The sequence below is a fragment of the Streptomyces sannanensis genome (genome assembly GCF_039536205.1).
GTDB classification, from domain to species: Bacteria; Actinomycetota; Actinomycetes; order Streptomycetales; family Streptomycetaceae; genus Streptomyces; species Streptomyces sannanensis.
Genome location: NZ_BAAAYL010000001.1, coordinates 5989969 through 6015050 on the forward strand (window position 1 = coordinate 5989969; position 25082 = coordinate 6015050).

Below are 25082 nucleotides of genomic sequence, written 5' to 3' on the forward strand. Positions count from 1 at the left end.
TGCCTCGCCGCGGAACGCAGGCTATGCGGCGGGAGCGACTGACGGCAGGAATCGGCGGTCTCGGCGTACGGCTGCGGGAGGCAGACGTACCAGCGGGCCGCGTCTTCCCTCATGGCACGCTTCTGGGACCGCACCCGCCGCCGCTCCGAGGTACATCTGAAGTAGTTCAGATATCATCGTGGTATGGCGGTGCAGACTTTCTCCTACAGTGCATTCCTGCGGGGCCCCGCGAAGGTGCTCCCTTCCCTCGACGACGCCGACGTGATACTCGAGCGTCGCGACGAGGAGAACCTCGTCCTCATGCGCGCCGAGCGCTTCGAGGCCACCGCCGACAGCCTGCGGGTCGCGGCGCGCGCGCTCGCTGTGCTGGCCCGGCGGGACCGAGACCTGGCCCAGGAGCTGCTGGCCCAGGAGCTGCCTTGGATGCACTGGCTTCCGGCGGAGGAGCGTGCCGAGTGCGTGCGAGAGCTCCTTGCGGACCTCGCGGCAGGCGCGGAGACCGGCCTGCTGCTGCCCTTCGCCCGTAATCTCGCCTCCTGGCGTACCACCGCCGAGGTGTGGTCCGACCCGCAGCTCGCCCACGAACTGCAGGGACCGTTCCCCGGCGACGGACCCGAGCTGAACCGGCCCTTCTCGGAGACGTCATGAGCAGCCGCGGGGAGGAGTTGTCGCGGCCCCGCCCATGGAGGGGTGCGCGCCGCCGACCGCCAGGCGTACACCGGTGGGCAGCAGCTGCTGGCACAGGTCCCGGAGAACCTGGACCGGGCGTGGGTCGCGATCACTTCCGAGCCCAGACGCGTCGGCCAGCGTCAGCACCCGCTCAAGGGGACGCCGGGCATGGTGAAGGTCGGCAGTGCCACGCTGGAGCAGTTCCAGTACGAGGTGACTGGGGGCGGCCGGATCTGGTACGCGATCGACGATGAGTGCCGCACCCTGTGGATCACCAGAGCAGGGACCGGCCACCCCATACAGACAGACACCCGCGGTCGCCGGTAGCCGCATGGCGCGTGCCCTGGCCCGCCGGTGCCCTTCCAGTTCGCTCACCGTGCTCGGCGACCTGGCACAGGCCTCAGGGTCGCACGCCTACCAGTCCTGGCGCGAGCTGGTCCCCCTGCTGTCCACGAACGGCTGCGGCATCGCCTCCTCGCCGAGCTCTGGGAGTCCGGTGAACCCGAGGATGGCAGCACCGCGGACGTCATCCGCACCAACGACACCGGCACCCACCTCTTCGAAGCGCTGCACGCCGAGCAGCCGACCTACGTGGATCTGAGAGAGGCAGCGACCCGCACGACGGAAGTCCGCTTCGCGCTCGACCGTACGATCGACCGAATCTTCCTCGTATGTGCGGCCGCACCGGTCGAGCCGTGGGCAATCGAAGCCATCGAAGGTGCCTTCGACGTCTCCGTGATCTGGTGGGGCGACGGAAGCTGGCAGGGAGCCGAAGTCCATACGGTTGTGCCGGGCCGGGGATGACCCTCCCCGCTCGCGACTTCCATGAACTGGGCACACCCGCCTGGTATGGACGTTTGGCGGCACGCCGGTCGTCCGGCGGCACCATTGAGGGCTGTGAACCGGACGCTGAGCGCCGTCAGCCTGCTCCGAGGCGAGCAGGACCTGTGGTTCGTCGAAGCGTGCCTCGACGCCTGTCACCTCGGTGTGGCCAGGGGCAGCTTCGCCCGCCTCGTGCCGGGCGTTCCAAGGCGGAGGGGGCAGGATTCGAACCTGCGTGGGCCTTGCGGCCCGACCGTGAGCTGAGCTCGGGTCCCCGATAAGCCACTCCGGGCACCCCTCCTGGTCCCGGCCGGGTTTCCCTCGGCCGTTCACATCAATTACTGTGCCAGACCCGGCTGATGGGCTGCTGACTTCCGGCTGACGCCGCAGTGCGCCGCCTGCACCAGTTGGACCTCCGCTCGGCGCAGGCGGCAGACGGCGACGCGGATGACGTGATCAGGCGAGGGCGCCCAACCTCGATGCCGGCGAAGGTGAGCGCATGGGCGTGCCGCGAACGGCCTTCTCCCATGCGCGCGACCGCTCGGGCAGAACCACAGCCCGGTCAGCGGGGGTTTTCCCATCATGCCGTCCATGAGCGACCAGCAGCAGGGGCAGGACGAGGCCGGGCGGACCCCGCGGCAGGCCGGGATCGCCGCGTTCGTCACGGGCCTCGTCGTCACCCTCGGCTTCTTCGCCTTCTTCCCCGGACTGCCGCACGTCATCGACTGGGGTGCCATCCTGCTCTCCCTCGCAGTCGGGGGTATCGCACGCTGGGCCTGTCGAGCCTGGCTGACGAAGAGGAGTGCCGACCGCCTGTGAGCGGTGGCGGCCCGGTCAGCGGCCGCTTAGCGTGTGAGAGGCAGCAACATCAACCACTGAGCGAAATGGTGCGTCGCCATGCCTGACAGGCCGGCTGTTGTCCTGGTGCACGGTTTCTGGGGCGGAGCCGCCCACTGGGCGAAGGTCATCATCGAGTTGCGCGACCGCGGCTTCGAGTCGGTCTTCGCCGTGGAGAACCCGCTCACCTCCCTGGCCGACGACGCCGAGAACACCCGAATGATGGTCCGGCAGGTGGGCGGTCCCGTGCTGCTCGTGGGGCACTCCTACGGCGGCGCGGTCATCACGGAGGCGGGTGACCTGCCGAATGTCGTCGGGCTGGTCTACGTCGCCGCGTTCGCGCCCGATGCGGGGGAGAGCCCCGGGCAGCTCAGCCAGGAGATGCCGCCCGCTGCCGTCGACAGTCTCACCGCCGACTCCGACGGCCACCTGTGGATCAAGCGCGACAAGTTCCATGAGAGCTTCGGCCAGGACCTGACCGACGACGAGGCCCTGGTCATGTCCGTCACCCAGAAGGCCCCAATGGCCACGACCTTCGGGGACACCGTGACTGCACCGGCCTGGCGGGCCAAGCCGACCTGGTACCAGGTGTCGAAGCAGGACCACATGATCGACCCGGACAACGAACGGCGCATGGCCCGGCGGATGGGACCCCGTAGAGTCGTCGAACTCGACGCGAGCCACGCCTCGTTGGCTTCGCAGCCGGTCGCGGTCGCCGACCTGATCGAAGCGGCGGCGAACGAGGTCGCCGGCCGGTAGCGGTGCCGCGCCGGGCTCAGGCGCATGACAGTGCGCCAGCTCTCGTACGGGTGAACCGGCGACCACAGGCGGACGACTCCCCAAGGATCAAAATGTGTGGCCACCGCATGAACATCGGTGGCCTGCCGTGCGTACACCTGTACGGTCCGACGCGAGCACACCAGCCGTGCCGCTCAGGTCTGCGTCGCACCCCCTTGCAATGAATCCTGAAGGAGAGTTCGTGAATTCGCTGACGATCCGCACGGCCATGGTGGCTGTCGGCACCACCGCGCTGCTGGCCACCGCCGTCGCGGCCCCGCCGGTATCCGCGGCGCCCGCCGAGGGGCGTTCCTCGGTGGCACTCGACTGGTACGACACCACGGCCGCGACCGTCGCGGCGGCCGGAGCCCCGACGCCGGTCACCAACAGCCGTACCTGGGCGATCAGCTGGCTGGCCGCGGCCCGTGCGACCCGGGCCGTCCCCCACGGTGTCAACCACCGTGAGTACCAGGACGCGGCGCTGGCCTCCGCTGTGCACGACGCGCTGGTGGTACTGGCCCCGGCCCGTACCGAGCAGCTGAACGCGGCTCTGCACGAAACCCTCGACGGGATCCCGGACGGCGCGGCCGAGGACCGGGGTGTGGCCGAGGGCAGTCGCCAGGCCCGTCTCGCCCTGGCCTCGCGGGAGGGCGACGGCCTCGACCCGGCGTCGTCGAACGCGCCGTTCCCCGTGCCGCCGGCCGCGCCGGGTGTGTGGCAGCCGACGCCGCCCTCGTACAGCCCGGCCATCCAGTACGGCAACCGCCTCGCCAAGCCCTTCGTACTGCGCAGCGCCGACCAGTTCCGGCTCGGCCCGCCGCCCGCGGTGGGCTCCGACCGCTACAAGGCGGATCTGGCCGAGGTGCGGGCGTACGGCGCCGTGGACAGCACCAAGCGCACCGCCTGCCAGACGGAGACCGCCACCTTCTGGGTCGGCCCCTCCCCGACCATGTGGACCGGGCCGCTGCGGGTCGCGGTGGACCGCGCGCCACAGTCGGCGGCGAAGCGGGCCGAGCTGGTGGCACTGTTCCATGTCGCGGCCGTGGACACGCAGATCGCCACCTCCGACAGCAAGTACCACTATCAGTCGTGGCGTCCCGTCACCGCCATCCGCACCGGCGACATCGACCAGGACCCGACGTGGACGCCGCTGCACGCGACGCCCGCGCACCCGGACTACCCGAGCGGCCACAACACCTTCGCGGGGGCGGGGGAGCAGGTGCTGAACACCCTCGTCGGGCGGCACATCGCGCCGTACGAGGTGACCTCCCCCACCGCGCCCGGAGTGACCCGTACGTACACGGACTGGCACGGACTGACCGCCGACAACGTCGAGGCGCGGATCCTCTCCGGCATCCACACCCGCTCCGCGGACGAGGCAGGCGTGAAGCTGGGCGCCGACGTGGCCGGGTATGTCCTGAACCACGCGGACGAGCTGCTGCGACGGCTCTGAGTTCGGTGTCCGCGCGGTGAACCGGGCCGGCCTGCGCAGCCCGGTGGCCTTCCCGGTCCCGAAGCGCTGACCACGGGGTGGCCGTTCCCCGGGGAGCGGCCGCCCCGGGCCGCCTCCGGCACCTGGTACAGCAGTGAGAACCGGGGATGCTGAGGGGAAGCCTGCCGTTCGCCGTGCAGGAGCAGTGCGGCGCAGCTGACGACCGCCGGACGCCGGTGGGTCCTGCCCCGCGGGGCAGGACCCACCGGCGTCCGGCAGGGGCAAGTTCTCCGCGAGAGCTCGGCAATATAACTGACAGGTGAGGCGTCGTCAGCAGGGGGTGGGGCCGTCCGCGTGGGCGGGTCGCATAGGGCAGGATGCTGGATCTCGTCGGGCCGTCATATGCGCCCTGACGTGGCAGTACGGCCCTGAAGCGAACGGTGACACGGTGACGACACAGCATGCCCGGCCATTCATGGCGAACGCCTCCGACATAGTGCCCGGGACAGGCCTCACACTGCTCGACCAGCCACTCACGGTGCGCGACATGATCGTCGCCGGTGTCGCGGTGGCCGCCGGAGTGATGGCGGGCCTGCTGTTGCGCGTGGTGCTGCGATGGCTGGGCGAGCGGGCGAGCAGGACGAAGTGGAGCGGGGACGACATCATCGTCGACGCCTTGCGGACGGTGGTCCCGTGGGCGGCACTGGTGGCCGGCCTGGCCACGGCGGCCGCGACCCTGCCGTTGACCCGGAGCGTCGGCCACACCGTCAATCAGGTGCTGCTCGCCGTGCTCATCCTGGTCGCCACGACCACGGCGGCGCGCGTGATCGCCGACCTGGTGCGCACCCTGGCGCTGTCCCGGTCCGGTGTGGCCGGTTCCGCGACCATTTTCGTCAACATCACCCGTGTCGCCGTGCTGGCGGTGGGCCTCATGGTGCTGCTGCAGACCCTGGGCGTCTCCGTGGCCCCGCTGCTCACCGCACTGGGCGTGGGCGGCCTTGCGGTCGCGCTGGCGCTGCAGGACACGCTGGCCAACCTGTTCGCGGGCGTGCACATCCTGGCGTCGAGGACGGTGCAGCCCGGCGAGTACATCCGGCTCGGCAGCGGCGAGGAGGGCTATGTCGTCGACATCAACTGGCGCAACACGGTGGTGCGGACACTGTCGGACAACCTGGTGATCATCCCCAACGCCAAGCTCGCCGGCACGATCACGACCAACTACCAGCAGCCGGAACAGCAGATGTCGATCCTGGTCCAGGCGAAGGTGGGCTACGGAAGCGACCTCGACCACGTCGAGCGGGTGACCATCGAGGTGGCCAAGAAGGTGATGACCGAGGTCTCCGGCGGTGTCGCCGAGCACGACCCGGCCGTGCGGTTCCACACGTTCGGCGACTTCAGCATCAACTTCACCGTGATCCTGCGGGCCGGCGAGTTCAGTGACCAGTACGTGGTCAAGCACGAGTTCATCCGGCGACTTCACCAGCGGTACCGGGCCGAGGGCATCGAGATCCCCGTTCCGATGCGGAACGTCGTCCTGCACCACCCGGACGAGGCGCGGCTGCCGCGTCAGCGCACGGCCCGGTGAAAAGCCGCCGCCCCGGGCACGGATGGACCGTGACCCGGGGCGGCGGCATTCCGGCATCGGCCTCAGAGACCCGGCGGCACGTGCCGCGGGCGGCCGTTGCCGCGGGTGAGCGTGTAGCCCCAGATGCCCGCGAGGGCGGCGAGGGCGGCACCGCCCGCGGTCCACAGCCAGCGGCTGGACCACCAGCCGGAGGACCAGCCGTCCTCGGGCTCCACCGAGGGGCCCGAAGCCGGGACCAGCGGCTCGGCGAGGGAGCCGTCGACGGACGAGGCGCCGCCCACGTCGTCCGTGGTGGCCGAGACCTCGGCGCTGACGGGCAGGCCGAGGTCCTGGTCGGGCGCGTCGGTGACCGTCAGGCGGATGTAGTACGCCCCGGGCAGCGGGTCGTTGGCCCAGGGTTCGGACCAGGCACGGACCGTGCGCAGGGCGCAGGACAGCTCCACGGAGGCGGCCCCGGCCGGGGCCGACTTGCTGTTGCTGCCGTAGCGGCAGGCCTGGTGGCGGCGCAGTCCGTCGTAGACGTCGAGCTGCCAGCGGTGGGAGCCGTGGCGGGTCGCGGCGTCGGGCAGCTTCACAGTGGCCCGTACGGTCGTCCGGTCCTCGGCGTCGGCGGGGAACTGCCAGTAGAGGTAGTCACCGGTCGAGGCCTGGGCCGTACCCGACTGGCCGGGCCGGATCACGGTGGCGGTACGGAAAGAGGTGCCCGCCTCGGCCGGGGCCTTGGCCGTGTCCTCGTCGGTGCTGCTGCCGGTGCTCCGGCTCGTGTTCTGGCTCGGTGAGGACGTCGAGGAGGCGGAGGGCGTTTCCTCCGCCGTGCAGCCCGCGAGCCCGAGCAGCGCCGTGCCGGCGACCAGGGCCGCGGCCAGGGTACGTACGGTACGCATCAGTTGGTCCTCCAGACGGACACGCGCCAGCGCGACAGCCAGCCCCACACCAGTCCGGCCAGGAAGCCGGCGAGCACCAGCACGCCGAGCAGCCACCAGCCGTGGCCCAGGCCGAAGAAGGCGGCGTCGGACCCGTTGTCCGGGCCGTCCACGATGTCGACGGTCAGCTCGAGGGGCAGACCCGGGGCGGTCTTGACGGCGGCCGGCGCCGAGAAGGAGTTGCTCACCCGCAGGCAGACGGTCTCCGCGGCCGCCTTGTCGGCGTCCGCGCCGTCGATGTCGGGCTTCGGGTAGCGCAGACCGGTCGAGATGACGTCCGTACGGCCGTCACCGGCGGCCTCGCCGCGTACGATCTCGCGCCCGTGCACGGTCGAGGCGCGCAGCATCACGCCGTAGTCCGGGTTCACGGCACGGTCGGCGGCGATGCTCACCGAGGCGCGCAGTTCCTGTCCGGGCAGCATGTCCACCCGGTACCAGCGGTGCTCGGCGAACTTCTCGCGGTCGGTGTAGAGGCCCGGCTTCAGTTGCGGGGCGTCCTCGCAGCGGTCCGCGCCCTTGGTGGCGACCGGCGTGACGGTGGGTTCGGCGGCACGGTCGATCAGCTGGCTGACGCGGTCGGACAGTTCGTCCTTGTGCTGGACCGAGGTGTACGTACCGCCGGTCGCCTCGGCGATGCACATCAGCTGTGCGCGCATCTTGGCGTTCGGGACCAGACCGAGCGTGTCGATGGTGAGATGGATGCCCCTGGCGGCGATCTCGCGGGCCACCTCGCACGGGTCGAGCGGGGCGCAGGTGTCCTCGCCGTCCGTGATGAGGACGATCCGGCGGGTGGTGTTCCCGCCCTCCAGGTCGTCGGCGGCACCCAGCAGCGCGGGCCCGATCGGCGTCCAGCCGGTGGGTGCGAGGGTGGCGACGGCGGTCTTCGCCTCGGTGCGGTCCAGCTTGCCGACCGGGTAGAGCTGGCGGGTGTCCTTGCAGCCCTTCTTCCGGTCGTCGCCGGGGTAGTCGGCACCGAGCGTACGTATGCCCAGCTCGACCTCCTCCGGCACCGCGTCCAGTACGTCGTTGAACGCCTGCTTGGCCGCGGACATCCGGGACTGGCCGTCGATGTCGCGTGCCCGCATCGAACCGCTGACGTCGAGGACCAGTTCGACCTTGGGTGCTTCCTTCTGGGCCGGCTCGCCGTCCGCCCAGGCAGGGACCGTGACGATCCCGCCCGTCAACGTGACCAGCACACCGCACACCGCGGCCGCCAGTCGCTTTCTTGTGATCATCCGCCGGATCATATTGACCGCGCCGACCGCTGCCCAACTCGGCCACCGGTGACCGGCCGTGATTGTCAGAGCCTTCCGCTACGGTGCGGGTCATGGCGAACTTCGTACTGATCGCAGGGGCGTGGCTCGGAGCGTGGGCGTGGGACGAGGTGGTGCCGGAGCTGCGTGCGGGCGGCCACGGCGCCCACCCGTTGACGCTGTCCGGCCTCGCCGACAGGCAGAACGTGCCGGCCGGGCAGCGGACCCATGTGCAGGACATCGTCAGCGAGGTCGAATGCCTCGATCTGCGTGATGTCGTCCTGGTCGGGCACAGCTATTCGGGCATCCCGGTCGGTCAGGCCGCCGAGCGGATCGGCGACCGGCTGGCCGGTGTGGTCTTCGTCGACTCCAGCGTTCCCACCGACGGTGAGTCGTTCGTCTCGGGCTGGCCGGGCGGCCGGGCGATGGTGGAGGCATCGATAGCCGCGACCGGGGGCTACTGGGCGCCCCTGACCGAAGCCGACTGCGAAGGCCAGGGGCTCACCGACGAGCAGATCGCGCGGATCGTGGACGGCTCGACGCCGCACCCGGGCGCCACGCTGACCGAGCCGGCCGTGCTGGTGCGCCCGCTCGGCGCGCTTCCGGCGACGTACGTCAAATGCCTGCTCGACGGCGCCGAGCCGAGCGACGACGTGGCGGCACTGCTGACGAGCGAGCACTGGAGGCTGGTGGAGATGGACACCGGCCACTGGCCGATGTTCTCCCAGCCGCGCAAACTGGCGCGCATCCTGCTCGACGCGGTTGCGATGTGAGTTCGGTCTAAGCGGTGTACAGGTAGGGGGTGGTCGTACTCAGGGGCACGAAACCGAGCCGCTGCAGGATGGGGCGGCTCTGCTCGGAAGCGTCGACCTGCACATATCGGTAGCCGCGCTCGGCGGCGATACGGGTACGGAAGGCGACCAGGGCCCGGTAGATGCCCTGGCCGCGCCAGGCCGGCACGGTGCCTCCACCCCAGAGGCCGACGAAATCGGTGCCAGGGTACAGCTCCATCCGCGCCGCGGAGACCGGCAGTTCACCGGCCATGGCGACGACGGCGACGACTGTGTCCGGGTTCCCGGAGAGCTGGGCGAGCAGTTGCTGCTTGAAGCGATCCGCGTTCCCGCCGAACGCCTGCTTGTGAACGTCCGCCACGAGCTCGACCCCGGCCGGGTCGGTCACCGGGAGCAGATGGACCCCCTTGGGCAGTTCGGCCTCGGCGGGCAGCCCGGCGACCTCGGCGACCAGCAGCGTCTCCTCGGGCTCGGGCTCGAATCCGGCCGCCAGCAGCCGCTCCGTGAGGTCGGTGGGCCGGTCATGGGAGTAGAGCTTCCACTCGAACTCGTTCCCGGCAGAGGCGAAGTGCTCCACCTGCGCCGCGATCGCCGCGTCCGCGGTGTCCTGGTCCAGGTCCGACCAGATCACACCGTTCCAGCCGCTGCTGTCCGCCGCGGTCTGCCGCACCACGCCGTCGGCCCGCTCGACGACGGCCCCGGGGCCGTCGGGCTGCGCATTCCGTCTCATCTGCTGGTCGTACGCCGCCAGCACCGCATCCTTGTCCATCCCGCCACCCCAGCATCGGCCGGATGAATACGACAACCGGATTTCTCGGGGCGGGCCCTGCGCATGAGCAGGAAAGGGGGCGTCCCTCGGCGTTGTGTGCGACTTTCGCCGGACGAAGTCGACGTGATCCCCCCGGGGCAAGGGACCGGACCTTTGGTTTACTGCACCTGCTCGCTTCCGCCCGTCGATGGAAGGAATTGCCTGCATGCACACGCCCCACGCCGACCTCGAATCGCTGTACGCCGAGATCGTGCGCCGCAACTCCGGTGAGGCCGAGTTCCACCAGGCCGCCCGCGAAGTGCTGGACTCCCTGGGCCCGGTGCTGGCCGCCCGGCCCGAGTTCACCGAGGCCAGGCTGATCGAGCGGATCGCCGAGCCCGAGCGGCAGATCATGTTCCGGGTGCCCTGGGTGGACGACGCCGGCGTGATCCGGGTGAACCGCGGCTTCCGGGTGGAGTTCAACAGCGCCCTCGGCCCGTACAAGGGCGGGCTGCGCTTCCATCCCTCCGTCAACCTGGGCATCGTCAAGTTCCTCGGCTTCGAGCAGATCTTCAAGAACGCCCTCACCGGGCTGGGCATTGGCGGTGGCAAGGGCGGCAGCGACTTCGACCCGCACGGCCGGTCCGATGCCGAAGTCATGCGTTTCTGCCAGTCGTTCATGACCGAGCTGCACCGCCATCTCGGCGAGCACACCGATGTGCCGGCCGGTGACATCGGAGTGGGCAGCCGCGAGATCGGCTACCTCTTCGGCCAGTACCGCCGTATCACCAACCGCTGGGAGGCAGGTGTCCTCACCGGCAAGGGGACGGGCTGGGGCGGCTCCGCAGCCCGTACCGAGGCCACCGGTTACGGAAACGTCCTCTTCACCGCCGAGATGCTGCGCGTGCGCGGCGAGGACCTCGAGGGTCGCCAGGTCGTCGTCTCGGGCTCCGGGAACGTCGCGATCTACTCCATCGAGAAGGCCCAGGCGCTCGGCGCGCACGTCGTCACCGCCTCCGACTCCAGCGGCTGTGTCGTGGACGAGAAGGGCATCGACGCGCAGCTCCTCAAGCAGATCAAGGAGATCGAGCGCGGCCGTATCTCCGAATACGCCGAACGGCGCGGCGGCTCAGCCCGCTTCGTGCCCGGCGGCAGCGTCTGGGACGTTCCGGCCGATATCGCGCTGCCCTCCGCGACCCAGAACGAGCTCGACGCCGAAGCGGCGAAGACCCTGGTGCGCAACGGCGTCAAGGTGGTCTCCGAGGGCGCCAACATGCCCACCACCCCGGGCGCGGTGCGCATCCTGCACGAGGCCGGCGTGGCCTTCGGCCCGGGCAAGGCGGCCAACGCGGGCGGCGTCGCGACCAGCGCGCTGGAGATGCAGCAGAACTCAGCCCGCCACTCCTGGCCGTTCGCGAAGGTCGAGGACGAACTCGCGTCCATCATGCGGGACATCCACACCGTCTGTTACGAGACCGCCGAGCGCTATGGCGCCCCCGGCGACTACGTCACCGGCGCCAACATCGCCGGCTTCGAGCGGGTGGCGGAGGCGATGCTCGCCCAGGGCGTCATCTGACGACACCCCGGGCCGATGCACGGCGGGCGGCACCCGGCACCGGCCCGGCGCGCGTCAGCCGAGCGCGCGGTCGAGGTTGAACGCCGCGCTGATCAACGCCAGGTGGGTGAAGGCCTGCGGGAAGTTGCCGCCCTGTTCACCGGTGCGGCCGATTTCCTCGGCGTACAGACCGAGATGGTTGGCGTAGGTGAGCATCTTCTCGAACGCGAGCCGCGCCGCGTCGATGCGGCCCGCGCGCACCATCGCCTCGACGTACCAGAACGAACAGATCGAGAAGGTGCCCTCGTCGCCGCGCAGCCCGTCCGGGCTGGCTTCCGGGTCGTAGCGGTAGACGAGGGAGTCGGACACCAGATCCTCGGTGAGCGCGTCGAGCGTGGACAGCCATTTCGGGTCGGTGGGGGCGATGAACTTGGCCAGGGGCATCATCAGAACCGCGGCGTCCAGGACGTCGTCGTCCTGATGCTGGACGAAGGCCTGCCGTGCGGGAGACCAGCCGCGGCGCATGATCTGCTGGTAGATGTCGTCGCGGGCCTGCCGCCAGCGGGGGATGTCGGCCGGCAGACCACGGTGGGCGGCCATGCGCATGGCCCTTTCGATCGCCACCCAGCACATCAGCCGCGAGTACAGGAAGTTCTTGCGTCCGCCGCGGGTCTCCCAGATACCCTCGTCGGGCTGGTCCCAGTTGACGCAGACCCAGTCCACCAGGGCGCAGACCCCGTCCCACATCTCGCTGGAGATGGGCTGCCACTTGTCGTAGAGGTAGATGGCGTCGACGAGTGCCCCGTAGATGTCGAGCTGCAGTTGGTCGGAGGCGGCGTTCCCGACCCGTACCGGGGCGGAACCCCGGTACCCCTCGAGGTGGTTCAGCTCGCGTTCGGTCAGGTCGCTGCGTCCGTCGATGCCGTACATGATCTGCAGTGGCCCCGAGGCACCGTCGCCGCGAAGGTCGATGTGCGTGTGGATGAACTGCATGAACGCCTCGGCCTCTTCGGTGAACCCCAGCCTGAGCAGGGCGTAGACGCAGAACGCGGCGTCGCGGATCCATACGAAGCGGTAGTCCCAGTTGCGCTCGCCGCCGATCTGCTCGGGGAGGCTGGTCGTCGGCGCCGCGACGATCGCACCGGTCGGGGCGTAGGTGAGCAGCTTCAGTGTCAGGGCCGAGCGGTGCACCATCTCGCGCCACCGGCCCCGATAGCGGGAGCGGGAGAGCCACTTCCGCCAGAAAGCCACCGTTGCCGCAAACTGGTCCTCCGCCTCCTCGTACGCGCACCCACGCGGCGCCACATCGTCGCCGAGTCGGTCGAGGGCGAAGACCGCGCTTTCGCCCTCCAGGAGCTTGAACTGCGACCACGCATCGTGGTCGTCGCAGTCGAGCGGCACGGTCGCCGTCAGTGCCAGCGACAGCGTCGGGCTCCTGAAGAGCGCCCTGCCGTGCTCCAGCGACACGGTGTGCGGCTGGGCCCCGTAGTCGAACCGGGGGGCCACCCGTGCCCGGAACGGGATCGATCCGCGCACGCAGAGCACCCGCCGGATCAGCCGGTGCCGGTCGGCCTCGTGCGGGTCGCCGACGACGGGCATGAAGTCCTGGATCTCGCCGACCCCGTCCTCGGCGAAGAACCGAGTGATCAGCACATTGGTGTCGGGGAAGTAGAACTGCCTCGTCCGCGCCGGTACGTCGGCCGTGAGTTCGAACGCCCCACCCCGGTCGGCGTCCAGGATCGAGGCGAAGACGCTCGGCGCGTCGAAACGGGAGGGGCAGTACCAGTCGATGGTGCCCTGGGTGCTCACCAGGGCCACACTCCGCAGATCGCCGATCAGTCCGTGGTCGGCGACCGGGGGGTATCGGAAGGTGTCCGCCGGGCCCGGGCGGTCACCTGGCCTCGCAGCTGTCACATCAGCCTCCTGCCGGAGAGCGGTCCGCCGCGGAGTGGCCCACGTCGACAGCGCCAGTCTAGGGCGTGTTTCGAAAGTAGCGTCGTCCGCCCGGAGGGCGGGGTCGGGGGCGTCTGGTGCGTGCGATCGCAAGGCGGAGGGAGGAGAGCGCAGCGGGCTGCGCCGACGACCGACAACGCGGCGAGCGTGCGTGCCGGGCGTTCCCGACCAGGCGGGACTTTCGAAACACGCCCTAGAAGACTCATGAAGATCTTGTTGAGGGGCTGTCCGGCCGGAGGCCGGGCGGCCCTTCTGGTCATCCGGTGGCCGGGGCGAGGTGCCAGGTGTCGCCGGTGCGGGTGAGTCCGAGGTTGATCAGTCGGCGGAGGTTGAGGGCGGCGGCTCGGGTGTGGAGCCAGGTGTCGTTGGCGATGGTTCCGCGGTAGCGGAGTTTGCGGTTGCCGTGGTGGACGAGCCAGGCGACGGCGCGTTCGACCGGTGGTCTCCAGCGGCGGTAGTCGGCTTGCCAGTCGGGGTCGGTAGCGGCCTGGCGGCGGGCGGCTGCGAGCAGGTCGTGGTGTGGGCGGATGGTCAGGATGCGGCCGGCCTTGGCCTTGGTGCACCGCTCGCGCAGGGGACATCCGGCGCACAGTTTCCCGAAGGCCGCCTTGCGCTGGTGGTGCTGTCCGCCGGGGTCTGACAGGGGGACCGTGTGTCCAGCGGGGCAGGTCACCGTGGCGGCGGCGGTGTCGATGGCGAAGTCGTCCAGGGTGAAGCCGCCGGGGACGGCCGCCCGTAGCGGGGCGGGCTTGAGGAACAGCCGGTGCCCTGCGTCTTCGAGGGCCTGGCGGGCCTCGCCGGTGGAGTAGGCGGTGTCGCCGAAGGCGTCCACCGGCCCGTCCTCCTCGGCGAGAAGGTCCAGGCCGACGGTGGCCTCGTGGTGCTCTGGGCCACTGCCGGGCCGCAGGGCGACGGCGGTGTATAACCCGGTCTCCGGCTCGATGGCCAGGTGGGCCTTGAAGCCGTCTTGCTGGTGGGTGCGGGTTTTGTGGATGTGCCGGGCCTCGGGGTCGACGGTGGAGACCATCCGGTCCTGCGCGGTGCCACGGGTGATGCGCCAGCGCCCGTCGCGGCCGTCGGAGTCCTCGGCGGGTTCGACGTCTTGCCCGGCGACCAGGGCCAGGATGCCAACGGCATTCGCGGCCTTCTCGCCCAGCTCCTGCTCGGGCAGATGCCCGAGCAGCCTGAGCGCGTCACTGACCAGGGCATCAACAAGCGTGGCGCGGGCCTGCTCGTCATTCCAGGCGATCCTTGGTTTGCCCGGGTCGCTGTAGTCATGCGCGGTGCACTGCACGGCTGCCACCTCAGCGGCCCCGGGGACCTCGCGAATTACCGCGCGGACGGCGGCGATGATCTGGGTGACGGTGTCCTGGGTGGCGACCGCATCGTCCAGCACCGTGGAGTCCAGCGCCCGCCGGTGCTTGCCCTTGAGGACACCGGTGGCCTTCACCACCTCGCGCACCGTCTCGAAGACACGGTTCGGCCGCACCGAGCGGGCCAGCCGGCGCCGGAAGTAGGCCAGCAGCGACGGATCGAACGCCATGTCGTGCAGGCCCAGCCCGCACGCGGCCTTCCACCTCAGGTCACACCGCAACTCCTGGACCGTCTCGAAGTCCGACAGCCCGTTAAGGGCCTGCAGCGTGATCGCCGCGGCCAGGATCTGCGGCGGCATGCTCGGCCGCCCGTTCGCCGACGGGTACATGTCCTCGAACGTCTCCGCCGGGAACAGCGCGCCGCGATGCTCGGCCAGGAACGCGAACACACTGCCTGCCGGGATCAACTCCCGGCAGGTCTCCCACACATCCGGCCCGACCGTCTCCCCGGCCCATTCCCCCATCACCACGAGAAAGAGTCTGGCCCCGCCGCTCACGCGGCGGGGCCAGAACCCAAGATCTTCATGAGTCTTCTAGGTCCCGGCCGGCCGATCAGGCCCGGACAGGACCTGGTCGCGGGGCGTCGGCCGGCCTGTCCGACGGCGCTCGAGGACCGGCACTCCGGGCGTGCCGGGCCCGCGGTGTCGGGCTGGCCCGAACGGGCGAACCGCGGCACGGCACGCCCGGCGCCGAACGGTCCGAGGGCACCGCCCCCGGGCACGCTGGGCGGGCCGACACCAGACGCCCCCGGAGGTATGCATGCGCCGTGCTCGCGCCGCTTCGCTCGTCGTCGTCGCCATCGCCGCCCTCACAGGCGCAGTCGTCCCCCAGGACAGGCCCGAGGTGCTGAGGGCATGGACCCGGCCCACGAAGGCCGGCTACGACGCCTGGTACGCGGCCCGACAGAACCGGGCGGCCTGGAGCACGTACGAGTTCGACTGGACCACCGACTACTGCACGGCCGCACCGGAGTACCCCCTCGGATTCCCCTTCAAGAACGCCTGCGCGCGGCACGACTTCGGCTACCGCAACTACCGGGAAGTCAACGCCTTCACCGCCAACAAGCGACGCCTCGACAAGGCCTTCCACGCCGATCTCAAGCGCGTCTGCACGGCGTACACGGGCAACAGGCGCACCTCGTGCGACGGCATGGCGTGGACGTACTACCACGCCGCCGTCCTCTTCGGACATCAGTCGGACGACGCCGTGACGCCCTACCCGGCGGACCCGACCGGCTGAGCGTGCCCGGCGCGCGCTTCCAGCGCCTGGCCGGGGCCGTCGTGGCGGTCCGAGGTGTCCTGCCCTCGCCGGAGCGCTCTTCTGCGAACCGCGCCGCCGTTCCTGCAGCCTGAACCCGCCCCACCTGTACGGGCGCGATCGTCATGGTCACGCACGACGAGGGCGCCATCGAGGCGCTGCGCCCGGACCGGGTCCTGCTGCTGCCGGACGCCGACGAGGATCTGTGGAGCGAGGAGTACCTGGCCCTGGTCTCCCTTGCCTGAGGCAAACGGTCTCGCCCCCGCGGTAGTCGAATGGAGCACATCCAAGACGAGGCCGCTCGGGTCACCCGGCCGGGCAGACGGCCTTCGCGAGCCGGCGCAGGCCCTCGCCGATCTCGTCCGGCGAGTGCGTGGTGAACGACAGCCGCATGGCCGCCGCATCCGGCTCGCCCGCGAAGAACGGGGCGCCGGGGACGTACGCCACGTCGTGCTGGACTGCGGTCTTCAGCAGCTCGGTCGCGTCGTGACCGTCCGGCAGGCGCGCCCAGACGAACATGCCGCCCTCCGGGCGGTTCCAGCGGCTGCCTGCGGGGAGTGCCGCCGCCAGACCGCCCAGCAGGGCGTCGCGGCGCTCCCGGTAGGCCGCGCGGATACGGGCGACGTGGGCGTCGAGGTCGCTGTCCTGCAGATAGCGCGCGGCAGCGGCCTGGTCGACGGTCGAGGTGTGCAGGTCGGCGGACTGCTTGACGATCACGCAGGACCGCCGCAGCGTGGCAGGCGCCCTGAGGAAGCCGATCCGCAGCCCCGGCGCCATGATCTTGGAGAAGGAGCCGAGCAGCACCGTACGGTCCGAAGCCGCCGGAAGCGACGCGATCAGCGGCACCGGCTCACCGTCGTAGCGGAGCTCGCCGTACGGGTCGTCCTCGACGATCCAGAAGCCGTACCGCTCGGCGGCCTCCGCCACCGCGCGGCGGCGCGCCGACGGGAGGGTGCGGCCCGTCGGGTTCTGGAAGGTCGGCACGAGGTAGAGCAGCTTGGGGCGCTCCCGTACGACGATCTCCTCGAGCGCGGCCGGGTCCAGACCGTCGTCGTCGGTCGGCACCGGCACCACCCGCGCGCCCGCGAACGCGAAGCACTGCAGCGCGGCCAGATAGCCGGGGTCCTCGACCAGCACCACGTCCCCGGGCTCCAGCAGGGCGGTGGCGACCAGGGTGAGCGCCTGCTGCGAACCCGTGGTGACCAGCAGATCCTCGGGACTCGTCGGCAGCCCCCGCTCCGTGAGCCGCTCCGCCACCGCGGTCCGCAGTGCCGGGTCGCCCTCGGTGACGGTGTACTGGAGGGCGCGCTCGGGGGCCTCGGCGAGTACACGGTCGTAGGCGGCACGTATGCCCTCCGCGTCGAACAACTCGGGCGCGGGCAGCCCGCCGGCGAACGAGATCACCTCGGGACGCGCGGTGAGGGCCAGGATCTCGCGTACGGGGGAGGAGCCGACCGATGCGGCGCGGGCGGCAGTTGGGGGCAGCTCTGCACGAATCATGGGGCGCAGCCTACGAGGATTCGGTGCACTGTCCAGGTGGTTGACCGTCATCCGGTCAACGAGCCGACCGCACCTCCACCGCGGCGCCGATCATGAACCATTTGCCGTCCCGGCCCGTACACCCCGATAGATCCGGTTGGACCGGAGAGGGCCACAGCCCGGACGTCCGGTCCGTCTGCACACTGTTGCCAACCCCTCATCGGGGTTCCGCCCGCAGGCCCGAATGAGCGCTCCGTATGGTTTCGCCACGGTTCCTGGTCAGGAGGCCCGATGCCCTCCCGTTTCATCGCTGAGAGGGGCCGGCGCGTTCTGTGCCCTGTCCAGCGCGGTACTCCATCTTCTGCTCGTCCCCGATCACCTCAAGGAAATGCCGTACATCGGCGTCCTGTTCCTGATCGGCAGTATTGCCCTGATCTGCGCTGCCGCAGGGCTCGCGCTGCGGAACCCGGCACCGGCATGGCTGTTCGGCGCACTCGTCAGCGGCGGCATGATCGTCGGATTCACCCTGTCCCGTACCGTCGGACTGCCCAACTACCATGAACAGGGCTGGGAGCCGCCCTACGGAGTCCTGTGCCTGATCGCGGAAGCCGGCTTCATCGCCGCCTTCGTCGCCTGGCGCCGTGTTCAGGAGACGCCTGCCCCCATCATTCCTCTCCGTGTCAAGGTGCCCACAGGCAAGTGACCCGGCAGACGGGGCAGTTCAGCAGCCGCTGTCGGCGCCCAGGGTGATGTGCGTATCCATGCCGTGACGTCGGCCTGCGCCGCTTCCGGCCGGGTGCCCCGCTCCGGCGGCTCGTTTCCCAGGGCGTTCCCGCAGGGGACACGGACTGCTGGTTCCCGATGGATCGAGGGGCAGAACCGGAGGAGAATGGGAGAGTGATCTTCCGCAACCGCCGGGCAATCCCCTGGCCGGGGCGGACCGTAGATACGGGTGTGCAGAGGGTTCGCTTCCCGGTCGCGCGGCTCCCGGACGAGGCGCTGCTGGCAGGGATGGCCACGGGCGACCCCGAGCTCGCCGTCACTTTCGTACGACGCTTCCAGCGCACCGTCTTCGGCGTCGCCATCGCTGTCACCGGCGATCCGCAGCTGGCCGAGGACATCGCGCAGCAGACCTTCGAGCGTGCGTGGCAGCACGCTCAGGTCTACGACTCGCGACGCGGCTCCGTGACGACCTGGCTGACGACCATCGCGCACAACCTGGCCATCGACGCCGTCCGGTCCCGCCGGCCGGATCCGGTGGCCCCCGAAGACCTCGAGGCACTCCTCGATGTCGTGACCGAAACACCCGAGCGGCACGTACTGGCCGACGAGGCGTCCTCCATGCTGAGGGCCGCTGTGGCGCAGCTGCCGCGTGAGCAGGGCCGTGCCGTGGTGATGGCGGGGATCTACGGGATGACGGCCCAGCAGATCGCCGACTGGGAGCACATCCCTCTGGGCACGGCCAAGACACGGATCAGGACAGCGATGGGGAAACTCCGCACCGCGCTCACGGCTCCGGAGCGGGGCGACCATGGGTAAGGACATGACCTGCGTTCACCTGCACGAGATCGGCGCCGAGCTGGCCCTGGGCGTGCTGCCGGGCCGCGAGCGGGCCGAGGCGATCGCGCACCTGGACGGCTGCGCGGCCTGCCGGGAGTACGTCGAGCAGCTCACCCTCGTCGGTGACGGGCTGCTCGGCCTGCTGCCCGGCAGTGAGCCGCCGGTCGGGTTCGAGACCCGGGTGGCACGGCGGCTGACCCCTGCCCCCTCGGCCCGGCAGGGGCGCACGCATCTGCGTGAGTCCGGGCGTGTGCGCGAGCGGTTCCGCGGTCGTGGGCGAGTGCGGGTCGCGGCAGCCGCGGCCGCCGCCGCGCTCGCCTTCGGCTTCGGCGGCTGGGCCGTGGGGACAGCGATCGAGGGCGGTCTCGCGCCTTCGCTTCCCGTCGTGGCCGAGTCGGGGCTGCTGCGCGCCGACCTGACCGCTGCCGGCCCGGGGCGGCTGCCGGCCGGCGAGATCTACGCCCATCCCGGGCCGCCGGCCTGGGTGTACATGTACGTCGACCTCGGCGATGCCATGACCCCGTACAGCGGAAAGGTCACCTGCCTGCTGGTGAACAGAGACGGCAGCACCGCCCGAGTCGGTGTCTTCACCCTGCGCGACGGCTACGGCTACTGGGGAAGCCCGGCCCCGGTGAACGCGCACATGGTCTCCGGCGCCCGACTGGTCTCCTCCGGGGGCACCGTCCTGGCCACCGCCCAGTTCGCGAAGGGGTGACGCCCGGATCGGCTCCCCCCGTGGCGACCGTCCCTCCCCGCCTTGTCCGGGCAGAGCGTCAGCTGCTGCGCCGGTCCAGCACGTCCTGGACCTCGGCACGGATTTCGTCCGTCGCGAGGCCGCGGATGGTCAGGGTCGTACGGCGGCGCAGGACGTCGTCCACCGTCCGGGCCCACTCGTGGTCACGGGCGTAGACGACCTGTGCCCAGATCTCCGGGGCGTCCGGGTGAATCCGCCTGCCGAGTTCGGGGTTCTCGTTCGCGAGCCGTGCGATGTCGAAGGACAGCGAACCGTAATGCGTGGCGAGGTGCCGAGCCGTGTCGGCGGCCATGCGCGGGCCGGGGGCCGGACCGTCCACCAGCAGCCGGTGCGCGACCGCGCGCGGGTTGGCTATGCCCGGCAGCGGAAGCTTCTTCGGCAGCTGCGAGATCGGTTCCATGTCCTCGCCCAGTGGCCGGCCGGGCAGCGAGGCCAGCTTGTTCATGACCGTACGGCCGATGTGGCGGAAGGTGGTCCACTTACCGCCGGCGACCGACAGCATGCCGCCGCGGCCCTCGGTGACCACGGTCTCGCGCTTGGCCTTCGCGGTGTCACCGGGACTGCCCGGCAGCACCCGCAGCCCCGCGAAGGCGTAGGTGATCAGATCGCGGGACAGTTGCTGGTCGCGGACGGAGAAGGCGGCCTCGTCGAGGATCTGGGTGATGTCCTTCTCGTCGACCGAGACATCGGCCGGATCGCCCTCGTACTCCTCGTCGGTCGTGCCGAGGAGCAGCATGTCCTCCCAGGGGAGGGCGAAGGTGATCCGGTACTTGTCGATGGGAGTGGCCAGCGCTGCCCGCCAGGGGGAGGTGCGCCTGAGAACGAGGTGCGCGCCCTTGGAGAGACGGATGGAGGGGGCCGCGTCCGGGTCCTCCATCCTGCGCAGGTGGTCGACCCACGGGCCGGTGGCGTTGAGCACCAGCCGGGCGTCGACACCGAATTCGGAACCGTCCGTACGGTCCTTGAGCTCCGCGCCCGTCACCCGGCCCCTGGTGAAGCGCAGACCGGTGACCTCGGCGTGGTTGAGGACGACCGCGCCCGCGTCGACTGCGGCGCGCACGGTCATCAGGGCCATGCGGGAGTCGTTCATCTGGTCGTCGCCGTAGACGGCGACGGCCTTGAGGTTGTCCGTACGCAGCTCGGGAACGTCGCGTCGGGCGCGCGCCGGGCTGATGACGTGGCCCATGCCGTCGCCGAACGCGGAGAGCGCCGAGTAGGTGAAGACGCCGGCGCCGAGCTTGGCCGCGCCGTGGGGACCGCCCTTGTAGACGGGCAGGTAGAAGGTGAGCGGATTGGACAGATGGGGCGCGACCTCGCGCGACACCGCCCGCCGTTCGAAGTGGTTCTCCGCCACCAGCTTCACGGCGCCGGTCTGCAGATAGCGCAGTCCGCCGTGCAGCAGCTTGGAGGAGGCGGAGGAGGTGGCGCCGGCGAAGTCGCCGGCGTCCACCAGGGCCACCCGCAGCCCGGACTGCGCGGCGTGCCAGGCCGTGGAGATGCCCAGGATGCCGCCGCCGATCACCAGGAGGTCGTAGGTCGCCTTCGAGAGCTGCTCTCTGGTCTCGGCGCGGCTCGGCAGGGAACCGGCAGCCGGGTGCGTCCCAAGACTCGGGACGCTCTGCAGGGTGCTCATGATCACTCCTCGTCAGTTTTCTTCTTCGAGCCAGCCCATGGAGCGTTCAACGGCCTTGAGCCAGTTCTTGTACTCGCGGTCGCGGGTGTCCGCGTCCATGCGGGGGGTCCACTCGGCGGCCCGGCGCCAGTTGGCGCGCAGTGCGTCGGTGTCGGGCCAGAAGCCGACGGCCAGGCCGGCGGCGTAGGCCGCGCCGAGGCAGGTGGTTTCGGCGACCATGGGGCGCACCACGGGGGAGTCCAGGACGTCCGAGAGCGTCTGCATCAGCAGGTTGTTGGAGGTCATGCCGCCGTCGACCTTGAGCGCGGTCAGCTCGACACCGGAGTCCTTCGTCATGGCGTCGGTGATCTCGCGGGTCTGCCAGGCGGTGGCCTCGAGTACGGCGCGGGCGATGTGCGCCTTGGTGACGTACCGGGTCAGGCCGGCGATGACACCGCGGGCGTCGGAGCGCCAGTACGGGGCGAACAGGCCGGAGAAGGCCGGTACGAAGTAGGCGCCGCCGTTGTCGTCGACGGAGGAGGCCAATGTCTCGATCTCGGCCGCGGACTTGATCAGGCCCATCTGGTCGCGCATCCACTGGACCAGCGAACCCGTGACGGCGATCGAGCCCTCGAGGGCGTAGACCGGCTTCTGGTCGCCGATCCGGTAGCCGACGGTGGTCAGCAGGCCGCTGTAGGAGTTGATGACCTTCTCGCCGGTGTTCATCAGCATGAAGGTGCCGGTGCCGTACGTGGACTTGGCCTCACCCTCGGCGAAGCAGGTCTGGCCGAACAGAGCGGCCTGCTGGTCGCCGAGCGCGGACGCGACCGGGACACCGTCCAGGACGCCGCCCTTGACCCTGCCGTACACCTCGGAGGAGGAACGGATCTCCGGCAGGACGGCCGCCGGGACGTCCATGGACGAGAGGATCCGCTCGTCCCACTCCATGGTGTGGAGGTTCATCAGCAGGGTGCGGGAGGCGTTGGTGACGTCGGTGACGTGGTGGCCGCCGTCGACGCCGCCGGTGAGATTCCAGATGACCCAGGAGTCCATGGTGCCGAAGAGGATCTCGCCCCGCTCGGCGCGCTCGCGCAGGCCCTCGACGTTGTCCAGCAGCCAGCGGACCTTCGGGCCGGAGAAGTAGCTGGCCAGCGGCAGGCCGGTCTCGCGGCGGAAGCGGTCCTGGCCGACGTTGCGGCCCAGCTCCTTGCAGAGGGCGTCGGTGCGGGTGTCCTGCCAGACGATGGCGTTGTGGACCGGCTCACCGGTGGCCCTGTCCCACAGGACGGTGGTCTCGCGCTGGTTGGTGATGCCGATCGCCTTGACGTCAGCGGCGGTGATGCCGCCCTTCTCGAGGGCGCCGGCCACAACCTCCTGGACGTTCGTCCAGATCTCGGCGGCGTCGTGCTCGACCCAGCCCGGCTTGGGGAAGATCTGCTCGTGCTCCTTCTGGTCGACGGCGACGATCCGGCCGTCTCTGTCGAAGACGATGCAGCGGCTGGAGGTGGTGCCCTGGTCGATGGCGGCGATGAACGGCCCGGCGGTGCGGTGGGCGTCGGTCACTGGGTGCTCCTGGGAAGTCTGTGTGAGAGGACGGCTTGGAGGGGCCTGATGGATCTCCGCGGCGATCCATCAGACACCCCTAGGCGAACGCGAGCTTGTAGATACCCGCTGCGAGGGCGCCGCCGATCAGCGGGCCGACGACGGGAATCCAGGCGTAGCCCCAGTCGGAGCCGCCCTTGTTCGGCAGCGGCAGCAGCGCGTGCACGAGGCGCGGACCCAGGTCGCGCGCCGGGTTGATGGCGTAGCCGGTCGGGCCGCCCAGCGAGAGGCCGATGCCGACGACGACGAACGCGGTGATCAGCCCGCCGAGGAGGCCGAGGCCCTTGCCGCTGTCATTGAGGCCCTGCGTGAGGACCGCGAGCACGAGCACCAGGGTGCCGATGATCTCGGTGGCCAGGTTCTGCGCGATGTTCCGGATCTCGGGGCCGGTGGAGAAGACACCCAGCACCGGGCCGGCGGCCGGCTCCGTCTTCTGGTCGACCAGCCCCGCGTGTTCGGAGCGGGTGCCGATGATCTCCGGGTCGGTGAGGTGCGCGTGGAACTGGCCGTAGTACGCGACCCAGACCAGCGTGGCACCGAGCATGGCGCCGAGCAGCTGGCCGGCGAAGTAGACCGGAACGTTGCTCCAGTCACCGTCCTTGATCGCGATGCCGACGGTGACGGCGGGGTTGAGGTGGGCGCCGGAGAGGGAGCCCGTCATGTAGACGGCGGTCATGACCGCGAAGCCCCACCCGAGAGTGATGGCCAGCCAGCCGGCGTTCTGTGCTTTGGAGCGCTTGAGCACGACGGCGGCCACCACGCCACCGCCGAGCAGGATGAGCACGGCGGTACCGATGATCTCGCCGATGAAGATGTCGGAGGTGGACACCTGCGACTCCTTTGTCCTTTTTGGGGCTTGTTCGCCTCCGGAGGCGCTCAGGGCTGTGCCGACGGTCGATCGCGCTCGACCGCTCGCGCCCCTCCTTCGGCTCACTCGCACGTCCAGGGGAAATGCCGGCCCTTGGCGTTGTCGCACTCTAGCGCGTATTACCGGTAGGTGTTCGATAATGCCGACCGACGAACGGCAGTGTTTCCCTCGAGTTACCGGCGAGTCAAGAGTTGAGGGTGCCGAATCCCGATCGTTACCGCGCCGCGTGCCGTCAGAAGCGGCCGGCGCCGAGGTCGCGAGAGACCGCACGCGCGCAGTCGCGCACCGCCGCCACGAGCTCACCCCGCAGCTCGCCCGAGGGGCACACCCGCTCCACGGCGCCGGTGATGCCCACCGCCCCGACGGGCATGCGCCGCCGGTCATGGATGGGCGCGGCCACCGACGCGACGCCCTCCCAGGTCTCCTCCACGTCCGCGGCCCAGCCGCGCGCCCGTGTCAGGTCGAGGAGCCCCTCGAAGTCCTCCAGCCCGGTCACCGTCCGCGGGGTGAAGGCCTTGCGTTCCGCCTCCACGACCTCGCTGTGCGCCACCGGGTCGTACGCGGACAGCACCTTGCCCAGTGCGGTGGAGTGCAGCGGCTGCATCGCCCCGACCTCCAGCACCTGCCGGCTGTTGTCCGGCCGGAAGACGTGGTGCACGATCAGCACTCCCTGCTGATGCAGCACGCCGAGATAGACGCTCTCGCCGCTCGAACGGGCCAGATCGTCGGCCCACACCAGCGCGCGGGCCCGGAGCTCGTGCACATCCAGATAGGTCGTGCCCAGCCGCAGCAGCTCCGCACCCAGCTGGTAACGCCCCGACGCCTGGTCCTGCTCGACGAAGCCCTCGTGCTGCAGGGTGCGCAGGATTCCGTGCGCGGTGCCCTTGGCCAGGCCGAGCGAGGAGGCGATGTCGGACAGTCCGAGCCGGCGTTCCCCGCCCGCGAGCAGCCGCAGCATCGCCGCCGCCCGTTCGAGCGACTGGATGTTCTTCGCCATCGCTCCGCCCACCTCCACTCAAGTTCGACAATGCTGAACACTATCGGTCGATGTCGACCGCTGGCTGCCGTAGTGCCGACTCCGCCGGCCAAGTGGATCCGGACATACGCACAGACAGCATGACGGCCGGTTCGTGGGACACCTGAGCGAGGTTGTCCACCACCCGGCTACCCTGACGGCGTGCGGCTTCCTCCCGGAGGCCGCAAAGCCGACAGCCGTCGCACCTCAGGGAGCA

General features: G+C 70.4%; 23 protein-coding genes and 1 pseudogene. 12 read left to right on the forward strand and 12 right to left on the reverse strand.

What is annotated here, in order from left to right:
• The first annotated feature begins 183 nt into the window (after nucleotides 1-183).
• Together ABD858_RS27955 and ABD858_RS27960 are read left to right on the forward strand one after the other, a co-directional pair.
• The gene (locus tag ABD858_RS27955; RefSeq protein ID WP_345042566.1) at nucleotides 184-648 is read left to right on the forward strand and encodes a hypothetical protein; all 465 of its coding nucleotides are present in this window, start codon (nucleotides 184-186) and stop codon (nucleotides 646-648) included.
• 42 nt (nucleotides 649-690) lie between these two features.
• Complete coding sequence (locus ABD858_RS27960; RefSeq protein ID WP_345042568.1) at nucleotides 691-996, forward strand: hypothetical protein; 306 nt, start codon at nucleotides 691-693, stop codon at nucleotides 994-996.
• Between the two features lie 87 nt (nucleotides 997-1083).
• Here ABD858_RS27960 and ABD858_RS27965 read toward each other — a convergent pair whose 3' ends face one another.
• Both ABD858_RS27965 and ABD858_RS27970 read right to left on the reverse strand, forming a co-directional pair.
• On the reverse strand, nucleotides 1084-1449 hold the full coding sequence (locus ABD858_RS27965) for a hypothetical protein (RefSeq protein ID WP_345042571.1): 366 nt from the start codon (nucleotides 1447-1449) through the stop codon (nucleotides 1084-1086).
• Between the two features lie 252 nt (nucleotides 1450-1701).
• A pseudogene (locus ABD858_RS27970) lies at nucleotides 1702-1792 on the reverse strand.
• A 290-nt stretch (nucleotides 1793-2082) separates the two neighbouring features.
• On the opposite strand from ABD858_RS27970, the gene ABD858_RS27975 reads away from it, so the two are divergent.
• The 4 genes from ABD858_RS27975 to ABD858_RS27990 all read left to right on the forward strand — a co-directional run bounded on the left by ABD858_RS27975 (nucleotide 2083) and on the right by ABD858_RS27990 (nucleotide 6122).
• On the forward strand, nucleotides 2083-2310 hold the full coding sequence (locus tag ABD858_RS27975; protein ID WP_345042573.1) for a hypothetical protein: 228 nt from the start codon (nucleotides 2083-2085) through the stop codon (nucleotides 2308-2310).
• Between the two features lie 78 nt (nucleotides 2311-2388).
• The gene (locus ABD858_RS27980; RefSeq protein ID WP_345042575.1) at nucleotides 2389-3087 is read left to right on the forward strand and encodes an alpha/beta hydrolase; all 699 of its coding nucleotides are present in this window, start codon (nucleotides 2389-2391) and stop codon (nucleotides 3085-3087) included.
• A 220-nt stretch (nucleotides 3088-3307) separates the two neighbouring features.
• A complete protein-coding gene (locus tag ABD858_RS27985; RefSeq protein ID WP_345042578.1) occupies nucleotides 3308-4558 on the forward strand; it encodes a vanadium-dependent haloperoxidase in 1251 nt (416 codons plus the stop codon).
• A 454-nt stretch (nucleotides 4559-5012) separates the two neighbouring features.
• Entirely contained in the window at nucleotides 5013-6122 is a 1110-nt protein-coding gene (locus ABD858_RS27990; RefSeq protein ID WP_345044950.1) for a mechanosensitive ion channel family protein, read from the forward strand.
• 62 nt (nucleotides 6123-6184) lie between these two features.
• Here ABD858_RS27990 and ABD858_RS27995 read toward each other — a convergent pair whose 3' ends face one another.
• Nucleotides 6185-7006: a hypothetical protein gene (locus ABD858_RS27995; RefSeq protein ID WP_345042580.1), complete on the reverse strand. Its 822-nt coding sequence runs from the start codon at nucleotides 7004-7006 to the stop codon at nucleotides 6185-6187.
• Complete coding sequence (locus ABD858_RS28000) at nucleotides 7006-8280, reverse strand: VWA domain-containing protein (protein WP_345042582.1); 1275 nt, start codon at nucleotides 8278-8280, stop codon at nucleotides 7006-7008. The genes ABD858_RS27995 and ABD858_RS28000 overlap by 1 nt, the downstream gene beginning before the upstream one ends.
• A gap of 92 nt (nucleotides 8281-8372) precedes the next feature.
• Between ABD858_RS28000 and ABD858_RS28005 the strand changes: the two genes are divergently transcribed.
• The gene (locus tag ABD858_RS28005) at nucleotides 8373-9071 is read left to right on the forward strand and encodes an alpha/beta fold hydrolase (protein WP_345042584.1); all 699 of its coding nucleotides are present in this window, start codon (nucleotides 8373-8375) and stop codon (nucleotides 9069-9071) included.
• Between the two features lie 7 nt (nucleotides 9072-9078).
• Here ABD858_RS28005 and ABD858_RS28010 read toward each other — a convergent pair whose 3' ends face one another.
• Complete coding sequence (locus ABD858_RS28010) at nucleotides 9079-9858, reverse strand: GNAT family N-acetyltransferase (protein WP_345042587.1); 780 nt, start codon at nucleotides 9856-9858, stop codon at nucleotides 9079-9081.
• A gap of 205 nt (nucleotides 9859-10063) precedes the next feature.
• Here ABD858_RS28010 and gdhA point away from each other — a divergent pair, with 205 nt between their 5' ends.
• The gene (gene gdhA, locus ABD858_RS28015) at nucleotides 10064-11413 is read left to right on the forward strand and encodes an NADP-specific glutamate dehydrogenase (RefSeq protein ID WP_345042589.1); all 1350 of its coding nucleotides are present in this window, start codon (nucleotides 10064-10066) and stop codon (nucleotides 11411-11413) included.
• A gap of 54 nt (nucleotides 11414-11467) precedes the next feature.
• On the opposite strand, the gene ABD858_RS28020 is transcribed toward gdhA, so the two are convergent.
• Both ABD858_RS28020 and ABD858_RS28025 read right to left on the reverse strand, forming a co-directional pair.
• On the reverse strand, nucleotides 11468-13306 hold the full coding sequence (locus ABD858_RS28020; RefSeq protein WP_345042591.1) for a glycoside hydrolase family 15 protein: 1839 nt from the start codon (nucleotides 13304-13306) through the stop codon (nucleotides 11468-11470).
• 295 nt (nucleotides 13307-13601) lie between these two features.
• Nucleotides 13602-15182, reverse strand: coding sequence for an IS1182 family transposase (locus ABD858_RS28025; RefSeq protein ID WP_345044336.1), 1581 nt, complete (start codon nucleotides 15180-15182; stop codon nucleotides 13602-13604).
• A gap of 295 nt (nucleotides 15183-15477) precedes the next feature.
• On the opposite strand from ABD858_RS28025, the gene ABD858_RS28030 reads away from it, so the two are divergent.
• Nucleotides 15478-15957: a phospholipase gene (locus ABD858_RS28030; RefSeq protein ID WP_345042594.1), complete on the forward strand. Its 480-nt coding sequence runs from the start codon at nucleotides 15478-15480 to the stop codon at nucleotides 15955-15957.
• Nucleotides 15958-16281: 324 nt separating this feature from the next.
• On the opposite strand, the gene ABD858_RS28035 is transcribed toward ABD858_RS28030, so the two are convergent.
• Entirely contained in the window at nucleotides 16282-17475 is a 1194-nt protein-coding gene (locus ABD858_RS28035) for an aminotransferase-like domain-containing protein (RefSeq protein WP_345042596.1), read from the reverse strand.
• A 367-nt stretch (nucleotides 17476-17842) separates the two neighbouring features.
• Here ABD858_RS28035 and ABD858_RS28040 point away from each other — a divergent pair, with 367 nt between their 5' ends.
• The 3 genes from ABD858_RS28040 to ABD858_RS28050 all read left to right on the forward strand — a co-directional run bounded on the left by ABD858_RS28040 (nucleotide 17843) and on the right by ABD858_RS28050 (nucleotide 19729).
• Nucleotides 17843-18157 (forward strand): hypothetical protein, encoded by a 315-nt coding sequence (locus ABD858_RS28040; RefSeq protein ID WP_345042599.1) that lies wholly within the window; start codon nucleotides 17843-17845, stop codon nucleotides 18155-18157.
• Nucleotides 18158-18465: 308 nt separating this feature from the next.
• Nucleotides 18466-18993: an RNA polymerase sigma factor gene (locus tag ABD858_RS28045; protein ID WP_345044952.1), complete on the forward strand. Its 528-nt coding sequence runs from the start codon at nucleotides 18466-18468 to the stop codon at nucleotides 18991-18993.
• Nucleotides 18994-18997: 4 nt separating this feature from the next.
• On the forward strand, nucleotides 18998-19729 hold the full coding sequence (locus ABD858_RS28050) for a zf-HC2 domain-containing protein (RefSeq protein ID WP_345042601.1): 732 nt from the start codon (nucleotides 18998-19000) through the stop codon (nucleotides 19727-19729).
• A gap of 58 nt (nucleotides 19730-19787) precedes the next feature.
• Here the strand turns inward: ABD858_RS28050 and ABD858_RS28055 are convergent, their stop codons facing one another.
• The 4 genes from ABD858_RS28055 to ABD858_RS28070 all read right to left on the reverse strand — a co-directional run bounded on the left by ABD858_RS28055 (nucleotide 19788) and on the right by ABD858_RS28070 (nucleotide 24847).
• Nucleotides 19788-21401: a glycerol-3-phosphate dehydrogenase/oxidase gene (locus ABD858_RS28055; RefSeq protein ID WP_345042603.1), complete on the reverse strand. Its 1614-nt coding sequence runs from the start codon at nucleotides 21399-21401 to the stop codon at nucleotides 19788-19790.
• A 12-nt stretch (nucleotides 21402-21413) separates the two neighbouring features.
• Entirely contained in the window at nucleotides 21414-22943 is a 1530-nt protein-coding gene (glpK, locus tag ABD858_RS28060; RefSeq protein WP_345042606.1) for a glycerol kinase GlpK, read from the reverse strand.
• A gap of 79 nt (nucleotides 22944-23022) precedes the next feature.
• Nucleotides 23023-23811, reverse strand: a complete 789-nt coding sequence (locus ABD858_RS28065; protein WP_345042608.1) for an MIP/aquaporin family protein — start codon at nucleotides 23809-23811, stop codon at nucleotides 23023-23025.
• A gap of 271 nt (nucleotides 23812-24082) precedes the next feature.
• The gene (locus ABD858_RS28070; RefSeq protein ID WP_345042610.1) at nucleotides 24083-24847 is read right to left on the reverse strand and encodes an IclR family transcriptional regulator; all 765 of its coding nucleotides are present in this window, start codon (nucleotides 24845-24847) and stop codon (nucleotides 24083-24085) included.
• Nucleotides 24848-25082 lie beyond the last annotated feature (235 nt).

Bases quoted from the DNA above. Each gene is read 5' to 3' on its own strand.
- ABD858_RS28005 (WP_345042584.1), top strand. From the start codon at position 8,373: ATGGCGAACTTCGTACTGATCGCAGGGGCGTGGCTCGGAGCGTGGGCG.
- ABD858_RS28000 (WP_345042582.1), bottom strand. From the start codon at position 8,280: ATGATCACAAGAAAGCGACTGGCGGCCGCGGTGTGCGGTGTGCTGGTC.
- ABD858_RS27980 (WP_345042575.1), top strand. From the start codon at position 2,389: ATGCCTGACAGGCCGGCTGTTGTCCTGGTGCACGGTTTCTGGGGCGGA.
- ABD858_RS27955 (WP_345042566.1), top strand. From the start codon at position 184: ATGGCGGTGCAGACTTTCTCCTACAGTGCATTCCTGCGGGGCCCCGCG.
- gdhA (WP_345042589.1), top strand. From the start codon at position 10,064: ATGCACACGCCCCACGCCGACCTCGAATCGCTGTACGCCGAGATCGTG.
- ABD858_RS28030 (WP_345042594.1), top strand. From the start codon at position 15,478: ATGCGCCGTGCTCGCGCCGCTTCGCTCGTCGTCGTCGCCATCGCCGCC.
- ABD858_RS27995 (WP_345042580.1), bottom strand. From the start codon at position 7,006: ATGCGTACCGTACGTACCCTGGCCGCGGCCCTGGTCGCCGGCACGGCG.
- ABD858_RS27990 (WP_345044950.1), top strand. From the start codon at position 5,013: ATGGCGAACGCCTCCGACATAGTGCCCGGGACAGGCCTCACACTGCTC.
- ABD858_RS28055 (WP_345042603.1), bottom strand. From the start codon at position 21,401: ATGAGCACCCTGCAGAGCGTCCCGAGTCTTGGGACGCACCCGGCTGCC.
- ABD858_RS28010 (WP_345042587.1), bottom strand. From the start codon at position 9,858: ATGGACAAGGATGCGGTGCTGGCGGCGTACGACCAGCAGATGAGACGG.
- ABD858_RS28035 (WP_345042596.1), bottom strand. From the start codon at position 17,475: ATGATTCGTGCAGAGCTGCCCCCAACTGCCGCCCGCGCCGCATCGGTC.
- ABD858_RS28040 (WP_345042599.1), top strand. From the start codon at position 17,843: ATGCCGTACATCGGCGTCCTGTTCCTGATCGGCAGTATTGCCCTGATC.
- ABD858_RS28025 (WP_345044336.1), bottom strand. From the start codon at position 15,182: ATGGGGGAATGGGCCGGGGAGACGGTCGGGCCGGATGTGTGGGAGACC.
- ABD858_RS28070 (WP_345042610.1), bottom strand. From the start codon at position 24,847: ATGGCGAAGAACATCCAGTCGCTCGAACGGGCGGCGGCGATGCTGCGG.
- ABD858_RS28045 (WP_345044952.1), top strand. From the start codon at position 18,466: ATGGCCACGGGCGACCCCGAGCTCGCCGTCACTTTCGTACGACGCTTC.
- ABD858_RS27975 (WP_345042573.1), top strand. From the start codon at position 2,083: ATGAGCGACCAGCAGCAGGGGCAGGACGAGGCCGGGCGGACCCCGCGG.
- ABD858_RS28050 (WP_345042601.1), top strand. From the start codon at position 18,998: ATGACCTGCGTTCACCTGCACGAGATCGGCGCCGAGCTGGCCCTGGGC.
- ABD858_RS27965 (WP_345042571.1), bottom strand. From the start codon at position 1,449: ATGGACTTCGGCTCCCTGCCAGCTTCCGTCGCCCCACCAGATCACGGA.